Source organism: Stenotrophomonas terrae (assembly GCF_039674165.1).
In the GTDB taxonomy this organism is placed as follows: domain Bacteria; phylum Pseudomonadota; class Gammaproteobacteria; order Xanthomonadales; family Xanthomonadaceae; genus Stenotrophomonas; species Stenotrophomonas terrae_A.
Window position 1 is genome coordinate 1 of the sequence record NZ_JBDJMY010000077.1, and the last position, 8,072, is coordinate 8,072.

11 protein-coding genes are annotated in these 8,072 nt (G+C 63.7%); 1 reads left to right on the plus strand and 10 read right to left on the minus strand.

The annotated features are described in order from the left end of the window. Positions 1 to 84: 84 nt before the first annotated feature. The 10 genes from ABE493_RS19020 to ABE493_RS19065 all read right to left on the minus strand — a co-directional run bounded on the left by ABE493_RS19020 (position 85) and on the right by ABE493_RS19065 (position 7,094). Positions 85 to 546, minus strand: a complete 462-nt coding sequence (locus tag ABE493_RS19020; protein ID WP_346500910.1) for a DUF6491 family protein — start codon at positions 544 to 546, stop codon at positions 85 to 87. Between the two features lie 112 nt (positions 547 to 658). Beyond that, on the minus strand, positions 659 to 1,369 hold the full coding sequence (gene lolD / locus ABE493_RS19025) for a lipoprotein-releasing ABC transporter ATP-binding protein LolD (protein WP_346500912.1): 711 nt from the start codon (positions 1,367 to 1,369) through the stop codon (positions 659 to 661). Next, the gene (locus ABE493_RS19030; protein WP_346500914.1) at positions 1,362 to 2,603 is read right to left on the minus strand and encodes a lipoprotein-releasing ABC transporter permease subunit; all 1,242 of its coding nucleotides are present in this window, start codon (positions 2,601 to 2,603) and stop codon (positions 1,362 to 1,364) included. Before ABE493_RS19030 ends, lolD begins: the two co-directional genes overlap by 8 nt. A gap of 24 nt (positions 2,604 to 2,627) precedes the next feature. After that, on the minus strand, positions 2,628 to 2,960 hold the full coding sequence (locus ABE493_RS19035) for a hypothetical protein (RefSeq protein WP_346500916.1): 333 nt from the start codon (positions 2,958 to 2,960) through the stop codon (positions 2,628 to 2,630). A gap of 67 nt (positions 2,961 to 3,027) precedes the next feature. Then, positions 3,028 to 3,282 carry a succinate dehydrogenase assembly factor 2 gene (locus ABE493_RS19040; protein ID WP_062166243.1) on the minus strand — a complete coding sequence of 85 codons (255 nt, stop codon included), beginning with the start codon at positions 3,280 to 3,282 and terminating at the stop codon, positions 3,028 to 3,030. Between the two features lie 213 nt (positions 3,283 to 3,495). Further along, the gene (locus tag ABE493_RS19045; RefSeq protein WP_054657940.1) at positions 3,496 to 4,281 is read right to left on the minus strand and encodes a succinate dehydrogenase iron-sulfur subunit; all 786 of its coding nucleotides are present in this window, start codon (positions 4,279 to 4,281) and stop codon (positions 3,496 to 3,498) included. An 18-nt stretch (positions 4,282 to 4,299) separates the two neighbouring features. Further along, complete coding sequence (gene sdhA / locus ABE493_RS19050) at positions 4,300 to 6,090, minus strand: succinate dehydrogenase flavoprotein subunit (RefSeq protein ID WP_346500919.1); 1,791 nt, start codon at positions 6,088 to 6,090, stop codon at positions 4,300 to 4,302. A gap of 3 nt (positions 6,091 to 6,093) precedes the next feature. Continuing rightward, a complete protein-coding gene (gene sdhD / locus ABE493_RS19055; RefSeq protein WP_057626050.1) occupies positions 6,094 to 6,477 on the minus strand; it encodes a succinate dehydrogenase, hydrophobic membrane anchor protein in 384 nt (127 codons plus the stop codon). After that, positions 6,474 to 6,866: a succinate dehydrogenase, cytochrome b556 subunit gene (gene sdhC / locus ABE493_RS19060; RefSeq protein WP_057626052.1), complete on the minus strand. Its 393-nt coding sequence runs from the start codon at positions 6,864 to 6,866 to the stop codon at positions 6,474 to 6,476. Before sdhC ends, sdhD begins: the two co-directional genes overlap by 4 nt. Positions 6,867 to 6,920: 54 nt before the next feature. Next, the gene (locus ABE493_RS19065; protein WP_082746459.1) at positions 6,921 to 7,094 is read right to left on the minus strand and encodes a DUF1674 domain-containing protein; all 174 of its coding nucleotides are present in this window, start codon (positions 7,092 to 7,094) and stop codon (positions 6,921 to 6,923) included. A gap of 39 nt (positions 7,095 to 7,133) precedes the next feature. On the opposite strand from ABE493_RS19065, the gene ABE493_RS19070 reads away from it, so the two are divergent. Next, a complete protein-coding gene (locus ABE493_RS19070) occupies positions 7,134 to 7,997 on the plus strand; it encodes a YgfZ/GcvT domain-containing protein (RefSeq protein WP_346500923.1) in 864 nt (287 codons plus the stop codon). The last annotated feature ends 75 nt before the right edge of the window (positions 7,998 to 8,072 follow it).

Below are 8,072 nucleotides of genomic sequence, written 5' to 3' on the forward strand. Positions count from 1 at the left end.
CGGTCGGGGGCGCCCCGCCGGGCCGGTCTGCCCCCCCCGCGGACCCCCCCGCCGCCCCCCGCCCCCCCCACTACAGGTGAAGCTTCAGTCCGTTTCGGTGCCCTGGTCTGCGGCGCGCTCGGAAATCTTGGCCTCGCGCAGCTCTTTCTCCGATGCGCGCACTGCCTTTACATCCAGCGGCTGGATGGTGTCGATGCGGCACGGCACATGCGCCATCGGGCCACTACCATGCACGATCACCCGGTCAAAACGGGCGGACACCTGCCCCATCATGTTGGTGATCGAAATGGCCGGCGCGAATGACAGATCCGGGCACGGCCCGCTCAGGTTCAACAGCCAGGCTTCGGCCGGCTTGGTCCACACTGCCAAGGCACTGTCGCCCAGTTCGGTCCAGCCATTGAGCGAGCCGAAATAACGGAAGCTTTTCACCGGCTCGCCGGCATGCGCGCGGTACAGCGCCAGCCGCTCACCACTGTTCAGCTTCCCGGTCGTTGCACAGCCGCCAATTGCGGCCGCCAGCATCATCGCAACAAGCACTGTTTTCATGGCAGCAATCCTCATTGAAGGGAACAACCTGACTGCGTGACTGCAGCGAAACCATCCGCCTGCGCGCGTTAACCCCTTGTCTGTTTGGAGCTGACGGCTGCCGGCGGCGGGCTTAAACCCGGCTGCCGGCCAACTCGTGGAGCCGACCTTCGCGCAGCTCCAACACGCGGTCCAGCTTGCGCGCCAGGCCGCGGTCATGGGTGACCAGCACCAGGCTGGTGCGATGCGCACGGTTCAACTCGAGCATCAGTTCAAAAACGTTGGCCGCGGTCTTGTCGTCAAGATTGCCGGTAGGCTCGTCGCCAAGAATGCAGCCCGGCTTGTTGACCAGGGCACGGGCCACCGCAGTGCGCTGACGCTCGCCACCGGACAGCTCGCCAGGCTTGTGGCCCAGCCGGTGACCCAGGCCGACCGACACCAGCAGCGCCGTCGCCTGCGCGCTGGCGGCCGCCACATCGCGGCCACCGAGCATCACCGGAATCATCACGTTTTCAAGCGCGGTGAACTCGGGCAACAGGTGATGGAACTGATAGACGAAACCCAGCGAGCTGTTGCGCAGGTTGCCGCGCGCCGCATCGGACAAGGCCGACATGCGCTGGCCGGCCACATAGACCTCACCTGCAGTCGGGATATCCAAGCCGCCCAACAAGTGCAGCAAGGTACTCTTGCCGGCGCCGGAAGCGCCGACGATGGCGACGGTTTCGCCTGCGGCAACGTTCAAGTCCAGGCCATCGAATACCGGCGTATGCATCTTGCCTTCGGCATAGGTCTTGCCCAGGCCTTCGGCGCGGATTACCGATTCCATCAATGCGTTCTCATTCATAGCGCAGCGCCTCTGCCGGCTGGGTGCGGGCGGCGCGCCACGCCGGGTAGATGGTTGCGGCAAAGCTCATCAGCAGCGCCACCACGGTGATCACCACGATGTCGGCGGTCTGCATGTCGGTCGGCAGGCCGGTGATGTAGTAGACGTCTTCCGGCAACAGCTTGATGTTGAACACGGTCTCGATCAGGCCAAGAATGCGTTCGAGATTGAGGGTCAGGGTGATGCCACCCAGCACACCCACAATGGTGCCGAACACGCCGATCAAGGTGCCCTGCACCATGAATACCTGCATCACGCCACCAGGCGTCAGGCCAAGCGTGCGCAGGATGGCGATATCAGCCTGCTTGTCGGTGACCAGCATCACCTGCGAGGACACCAGGTTGAATGCACCCATCGCCACGATCAGCGACAACAGGATGCCCATCACCGTCTTTTCCATGCGCAGCGAGTGATAGAGGTTGGCGTTTTCCTGCGTCCAGTCACTGACCCGGTAATAGCCGTTGAGGTTGACCGCAAGGTCGCGGGCAACCGTGTAGGCCTGGTCCATGTCGTGCATCTTCAGGCGCACGCCGGTGACGCCGTCCATGCGCAGCACGCGTTCCATGTCCTGCATGTTGGTGAAGGCAACGCCGCGGTCCACTTCATTGGAGCCGGCTTCGAAAATGCCGCTGACCTTGAAGCGCTTGACCCGCGGCATCGCGCCCATCGGCGTGCCCTGCACTTCGGCCAGCGTTGCGACAACGCTGTCGCCGACATCCACGCCCAACCAGATCGCCAGTTCCTTGCCGACCACCATGTTGAACTCGCCGGGCTGCAGGCTGTCCAGCTTGCCCTTGGTCATCTTTTCGGCCAGCACCGAGACCTTGGACTCCTGCGCCGGATCAACGCCCTGGATGATCGCGCCCTGCACCCGCAGGCCGCTCAACATGCCCTGGATCTCGATATACGGCGCGGCGCCGGCCACACGCGGGTCCTTGGTCGCCACGTCCACGGCATGCTGCCAGTTGGCCATCGGCTCGCCATCGGCACTGACCGTGGCGTGGGCCGACATCTGCAGCAGGCGGTCGCGGATCTCCTTCTGGAAGCCGCTCATCACCGCCAGGGTGGTGATCAGCACCATCACGCCCAGCGCGATGCCGAGGATGGAGGCCATGGAGATGAAGGAAATGAAGCCATTGCGGCGTTTGGCGCGCAGGTAGCGCAATCCGATTGCGACAGGTAAGGGTTTGAACATGCGTGTCTGCCCGGGAACTGATGGCTATGGTGCCATTCCCGGCGGCTGGCGGGAAACGCCATGGGTACGCACGGCCAGTCGCAGTTCACGTCGCTGGGCACGCGGCAAGGTATCCGGCCAGAACAACAGCTGCTGACGGCGCCTGCCCAGCCGCCAGCGCAGCACCAGCAAGGGGCCGCGCTCAAGCAGTTCGATCCGCTGCACAGGTGCGCCGTCCACACAGGGTGCGCCCGGCGATTGCGGTATCAGCAGCTCACGCCCCGGCCTGCGCGATTCCGCCCGCGCCTGTAGCAGGCCCAGCGCAAACACGCAGACAGCCAGCGGCCAGGCAAAGCCCGGTGCCAGATCACAGTTCACCACTGAAACGGCGGCAAGTACCGCCAGGCCCGACAACGCGCAGGTCAGCCAGCGCGAGGGGCGCCACTCACACCGGAAGGGAGCGGATGTAGCTGATAAGTGCCGCCTGCGACGCATCCGGACAGGCCTCGTAGCCCATGGACCAGCGCCACAATTTATCGTCTTCGGTGTCCAGCAACTGCAGGAAAACCTCGCGCTCGGCGGCAGGTGCATCCAGCCAGCGACGGTCAAGATAGCGGCCGAACAGCTGATCCAGCTCACGCATGCCGCGCCGGCAGCGCCAGCGCAGCTTCTTCAACAGGATTTCGTCTTCGGTCTGCATGGTTTCAAGCTTAAGCCCCTCTCCCGCAAGGCGGGAGAGGGGTTGGGGTGAGGGCCGCCTTTGGCGATGATCAGACCTGCTTGAGGCAATTCCAGCCTCGAAGCAAGCAAGGGCAACTTCAAGAGCCCCCTCATCCGCCCCTGCGGGGCACCTTCTCCCGCCAGCGGGAGAAGGGAAAAGCTCAGCTTCGGCTTGCGCCTCGGCACTGCCTCTTTACGCGCGGCGCGCCATCATCAGCTTCTTGATCTCGGCAATTGCCAATGCCGGGTTCAAGCCCTTCGGGCAGGTGCGTGCGCAGTTCATGATGGTGTGGCAGCGGTACAGCTTGAACGGATCTTCAAGATCGTCCAGGCGTGCGCCGGTGTCTTCATCACGCGAGTCGATGATCCAGCGATAAGCCTGCAGCAGGATCGCCGGGCCAAGGTAACGCTCGCCGTTCCACCAGTAGCTCGGGCAGCTGGTCGAGCAGCACGCGCACAGGATGCACTCGTACAGGCCATCCAGCTTCTTGCGGTCTTCCGGCGACTGCAGGCGCTCGCGGTCCGGCGGTGCCGGGGTCTGCGTGCGGATCCACGGCTTGATCGAGGCGTACTGCGCGTAGAAGTGGGTCAGATCCGGAACCAGATCCTTGACCACGTCCATATGCGGCAACGGATAGATCGGCACTTCGGCCTTGCCGCAATCGGCAATGGCGCGGGTGCAGGCCAAGGTGTTGGTGCCGTCGATGTTCATCGCGCACGAACCACAGATACCCTCGCGACAGGAGCGACGGAAGGTCAGGGTCGGATCAATCTCGTTCTTGATCTTGATCAGCGCGTCCAGAACCATCGGCCCGCACGCATCGAGATCGATCTCGTAGGTGTCGGTACGCGGATTCTGGTCGTCGTCCGGGCTCCAGCGGTAGATCTTGAAGGTACGCGTGTTCTTCGCACCGCTCTTGGCGGGGAAGTGCTTGCCCTTGGTCAACCGGGAGTTCTTCGGGAGTGCAAATTCAGCCATGTTCGTAAGTTCCCCGGATCAGTAGACGCGCGGCTTCGGCGGCACCACGGACACGTCATCGCTGAGCGTGTACATGTGCACCGGACGGTAATCGAAGCTGCACTTGCCCTTGTCGTCGACGGTGACCAGCGTGTGCTTCTGCCAGTTGACGTCGTCGCGGTCCGGGAAGTCCTCGTGCGCGTGGGCGCCGCGGCTTTCCTTGCGCTGCTCGGCCGAGTTGATGGTCGCCACTGCGTTGAGCAGCAGGTTGTTCAGCTCGTAGGTTTCGATCAGGTCCGAGTTCCAGACCAGCGAACGGTCGGAAACCTTGACGTCCTGGAACGAATCGAACACTTCGGCCATCTTCTGGCAGCCTTCTTCCAGCGTCTTGCTGGTGCGGAACACGGCTGCGTCGTTCTGCATCGTGCGCTGCATGTTGTCGCGGATGACCGAAGTCGGCGTATCACCGTTGGCGTGACGCAGCTTGTCGAGCAGGCCCAGGGCCTTGTCGCAGGCATCGGACGGCAGGGTCTTGTGCGAGGCACCCGGCTTGATCGTCTCGGCGCAACGGTTGGCCACGGCGCGACCGAACACCACCAGGTCGAGCAGCGAGTTGGAGCCCAGACGGTTGGCACCGTGCACGGACACGCAGGCTGCTTCGCCGATGGCGTACAGGCCCGGCACCACTGCATCGGGGTTGTCGCCGACCTTGCGCACCACTTCACCGTGGTAGTTGGTCGGGATGCCGCCCATGTTGTAGTGCACGGTCGGGATGACCGGAATCGGCTGCTTGTGCACGTCCACGCCCGCGAAGATGCGCGCGCTTTCGGCGATACCCGGCAGCTTGTCGTCGATCACGCCCGGGCCAAGGTGGGTCAGGTCGAGCAGGATGTGATCCTTGTGCTCGCCGACGCCGCGGCCTTCGCGGATTTCGATGGTCATCGAACGCGACACCACGTCACGCGATGCCAGATCCTTGTAATGCGGTGCGTAGCGCTCCATGAAGCGCTCGCCATTGCTGTTGCGCAGAATGCCGCCCTCGCCTCGCACACCTTCGGTGATCAGGCAGCCGGCGCCATAGATGCCGGTCGGGTGGAACTGCACGAACTCCATATCCTGCAGCGGCAGGCCGGCACGGGCCACCAGGCCACCGCCGTCACCGGTACAGGTGTGCGCCGAGGTGGCGCTGAAGTAGGCACGGCCGTAGCCGCCGGTTGCCAGCACCACGCCCTGCGAACGGAACAGGTGCAGAGTGCCTTCGGCCATGTCCAGGGCGAGCACGCCGCGGCAGACGCCTTCGTCGTCGAAGATCAGGTCGAGTGCGAAGTACTCGATCATGAACTGCGCGTTGTGCGCCAGCGACTGCTGGTACAGCGTGTGCAGGATGGCGTGGCCGGTACGGTCGGCGGCGGCGCAGGTACGCTGCGCGGACGGGCCTTCACCGTACTTGGTGGTCATGCCGCCAAACGGACGCTGGTAGATCTTGCCTTCTTCGGTGCGCGAGAACGGAACGCCGTAGTGTTCCAGCTCGATGATGGCCGGGATGGCCTCACGGCACATGTATTCGATGGCGTCCTGGTCGCCCAGCCAATCCGAACCCTTGATGGTGTCGAAGAAGTGGTAACGCCAGTCGTCCTCACCCATGTTGCCGAGCGCGGCGGAAATGCCGCCCTGCGCTGCCACGGTGTGCGAGCGGGTCGGGAAGACCTTGGTGATGCAGACAGTCTGCAGGCCCTTCTGGGCCAGACCAAAGGTCGCACGCAGGCCAGCGCCACCGGCGCCGACGACCACCATGTCGACCTTGTGTTCAGTGATGTTGTAAGCGGACATGTATCAGTTCCCAAACACGATGCGGGCAACCGCAAAGATGCTGACGATGGCGCCGAGCACGGCGACGAACTTGACCGTGGTCTGCAGGGCCAGGGCCATCAGCGAATTGTGGATGTAGTCCTCAAGGACCACCTGCAGGCCAAGCTGGGCATGCCAGAACATGGCGACCAGGAAGCCACCCAGCAGGATCGCGTTCCACGGCTTGGAAATGGTTTCCACGGCGGTGACGTAATCGGCACCCATCAGGCTCAGCACCAGGCACAGGAACCAGATGGTGAGCGCAACCAGCGCGGTTGCGGTCAGGCGCTGGTGGACGAAGTGCTCGGTACCGGACTTGGAACTGCCCAGGCCACGCGCATTCTTGAGCGGGGTACGGTACTTGCTCATGCGGCAGCTCCCATGCAGACGTAAGCCCAGATCAGCGCGGTCAGCACCAGCGAGGCGATCACCGACATCCAGCTGCTGCGGATGAAAGTGGCCTTGGCATAGCCGATGGCGAAGTCCTGCACGATGTGGCGGATGCCATTGCACAGGTGGTAGGCGAAGCACCAGGTCCAACCGAACAGGATCACCTTGCCGTACCAGGCGCTGGCGTGGGTGGTGAAGCAGTTCCAGGACTCAGGGCCCATCATCAGGGCGAACAAGCCGCCCGCGATGATCAGGGAACCGACAGTCAGAATGATGCCGGTTACTCGATGCAGGATCGAGGTGGCCATCTGGATCTGCCAGCGATACACCTGCAGGTGCGGAGAAAGGGGGCGGGGTCTGTTCGCCATTCGCTGACTCGTATCTCGGCTGGGCGGCTCAATGCCGCGTTGGCTCAACGCTGCTCAGAAATCGATGCAGCGCCCGTTTTTCTCCCAATCGCCATACCGCACCGGATCAAGTCCGCCGCGGCCACCTATTTCCTGCGGCACCGGTGCTGCCTCGGGAAGCGGCTGCTTCTCGGGGACCAACGGGGCTTCAGCTTCGGGCTCGGGAGTGGGGGTTGTTTGGCCTATCATTAGTGGTCTCGCAACGCACAAATTTTAGTCCTCAGCCACGTGTCTGACAACCTCGCCCCTGCTTTCACCGGTTTCCGCACACTTCCCAAGGCTCAAATCCTGAGCCTTGCCGGAGCCGATGCGGTAGCTTTCGCCCAAGCCCAGTTCGCCAACGACGTGCCCTCGCTGGCCGATGGTCACTGGCAATGGAATGCCTGGCTGACCGCCAAGGGCCGCGTGCTGTCTATCTTTCAGCTGTTGCGGGTGGACCCGCAGCAGCTGTTGCTGGTCTGCCACGACGGCGGTGCCGAGGCCATGGCCGAACAGCTGCGGCGTTTTGTTTTCCGCCGCAAGGTGGTGATCACGCATGCCAGCGAGCTGGCGGTGAATGCCGCATTGGAAGCGCCCAGCGCGGCACATTGCGCGGAATTGGCGCAACTGGACGATGCGCTGATCGAGCTCGACGTGGGCAGCCCGGCGCTGCCGCGCACCCTGCGCATCAGCAAAACGGCCATTGCCAGCGACAGCGACAGCGCGGCTGAATTGGCATGGCGCCAAACCGACCTGCGCTACGGCCTGCCCCGCCTGGGCGATGCACAGCGCGAGCAATGGACGCCGCAGCAGCTGGGACTGGACCGGTTGAACGCCTACAGCGTCAAGAAAGGCTGCTATCCCGGCCAGGAAATCGTCGCCCGCACCCATTTCCTAGGCAAGGCCAAGCGCTCGCTTGCGCTGTTGGAATGTGTCTCATTCGCCAGCCCGGGTGATGCCGTCCAACAGGCCGAGACCAGCATAGGCACTGTCGCCTGCGCCGCAGGCACACTGGCGCTCGCCGTACTTCCATTGGAACTACCGGAAGGGCCGCTGCAGGTAAACGGCGGCCCCGCCAGCATCCAGCCCTTGCTGGACGGCCTGGCTCGCTGACCGCGCTCCACTGTAGTGCCGAGCCATGCTCGGCAGGGGCTTCACCGGTAAGGCTTCTGCCGAGCATGGCTCGGC